Here is a 1,939-nt window from a genome sequence, read left to right on the forward strand (position 1 = left end):
AAGAGGCCATAGGACATGTAGTGTGGTCTCGGGGGGGCGGAGATGTGTTTATGTGACTGGGGGTGTGTACTGCGGGGCGAGCGCGGGGCGCTCGACGGGCGGCGGTGTGTACTGCGGCGCGGGCCGGGTCGGGGCGCGACGCACCGGTGCCGCGGGCGGCGTCGTGACGGGGGCCTGCGGCGCGGGATGCTGCACCGGCGACGGCGCGGGTGCCGGGGCGGCCACCTCCGACGGGCTGGGCGCGGGTGCGGGCGGCGATGGCGCCGGGCTCGGGGTGGGCAACTGCGCCTGCGGTGGGTTGCTCGGCGGGGCCGCCGGCAGCTGCACTCCCGGCGTGGCGACGCTGACGCCGGGGTGCCGCCCGTCCGAACCCGGGCGATCCGACGTCAAAGTCACCAGCACCACCCCGCCGATCACGGCGGCGATGCCGGCCAGGGCGCTGCCGGCCAACAGCATCGACCACGGCCGGCGCGGGGGCTGCTCGTCGACGTCGGCGACGGCGCTGTACGCCCGAGCGTCGATGTCGACGTCGGCGTGGCCCCAGACGTCCAGGTAGGTCGGGGCGAGGGCGGGCGGATTCAATTCGCCGGTGCCCGGGTCCAGCGCGTAGGCCAGGGCGGCCGTCGACGACGCGAACAGCGGGGCGTTCGCCGAGGCCAGGGCCGCGCCGCGGGCCAGCGCCATGTCCGGCTCCTCGGGGCCGGTGACGGGAAGCGGCGTGGCCGCCTCGAGCGTCGATTTCAGCGCCACGATGTCGGTTCCGCAGCCGATCAGGAACACGCCGTCGGCGCGCGACCCACGCGCGTCCAGGCCGGAGACCATCGACGCCAGCTCGACGGCCAGGCCGCCCGCGCGAGCGTCGCCGATCTGGCGCCGGTGCAGATCGACGATGGAGCCGTCGGCGACGTCGACAACGGCCAGCGTCGCGTTGGCCGGCTCGACGAACAGCATCGCGAGGCGCTCGTAGCCGAGCGCGTATCCCACGGTTTGCGCGAGCGCGGCCGCGGCCAGCAACGGTGCGACCAGCATCACGCCGTCGAGTTCGCGGGTGGCGATCGCCTCCCGCAGCGCCCCGACGCCGGCGGGGTCGCTCCAGGTGACCCCGATCGAGGTCAGCCGGTGGCCACCCTCGAGCACTCCTTCGCGGGTGCCGATGATCGCGTCGATCACCTGATCGACCGCGCGGGTCGCCGAATCACCCGAATTCCCCGCGGCTTTAACCGCGAACTCTTCTTGTTCGACGGTCACGCCGTCGGCATTTTGGCCTTCGATCGCCACCAGGCGGACTGTCCTGGGAGCCATCGACACCCCAAGCACGATGTCCACGTAACGCCTCCAAGGTCTTTTTCAACGCCCTGCGCGAGGGCATGACGGGACGAACCCCGTCCGAACTTGGTGACCTAAACGTTACGCGTGTGCGGCTAACCCCGCAGGCGGTATGCGTGAGCAGGAATGACGCTAGTAACCCGGCCCGAGGAACGGATTCTGGGAGCTCCCCGGATACTGCGCGTTACCCGGGTACTGCGGATACTGATTCCCCGGATACGGCTGGTACGGCTGATACTGCGGATACTGCGGGGTCGAAGGAGCCTGTTGCTGCGGTACCGGCACCGGGATCGGCACCGGCAGCAGCGGAACGTGTATCCATTCCGTCGTCATGGGCACGGTCGTGCTGGTGGTCGTCGGCGGCGGCGGAGGCTCGGGCGGCGTGGTGGTGGTTTCCATCGGTGGCGGCGGCGCCGTCGTGGTGACCGTCGGTTGCGGTGGCACCGTCGTGGTGACCGTCGGTCGCGGCGGCGCCGTGGTGGGCGGCGCCGTATGCCTGGGGGTGTAGGCGGGCGCCGGCGGTGCGGTGGTGACCACCACCGGGGGTGGTGGCGGCGACGGCGGCGGTTCCGGCGGTGGCGGCGCCGGGCTGGGGATCGGTTGCGCACTGGGC

1 protein-coding gene and 1 pseudogene are annotated in these 1,939 nt (G+C 72.3%); both read right to left on the reverse strand.

Translation table 11 applies throughout. From position 1 onward, the window contains the following. Positions 1–48 precede the first annotated feature (48 nt). On the reverse strand, positions 49–1,326 hold the full coding sequence (locus BST14_RS27970) for a DUF7159 family protein (RefSeq protein ID WP_245845831.1): 1,278 nt from the start codon (positions 1,324–1,326) through the stop codon (positions 49–51). Positions 1,327–1,458: 132 nt separating this feature from the next. Beyond that, positions 1,459–1,939: pseudogene (locus BST14_RS27975) on the reverse strand (Hsp70 family protein); the annotation flags it as partial.

Source organism: Mycobacterium arosiense ATCC BAA-1401 = DSM 45069, from assembly GCF_002086125.1.
GTDB lineage: Bacteria > Actinomycetota > Actinomycetes > Mycobacteriales > Mycobacteriaceae > Mycobacterium > Mycobacterium arosiense.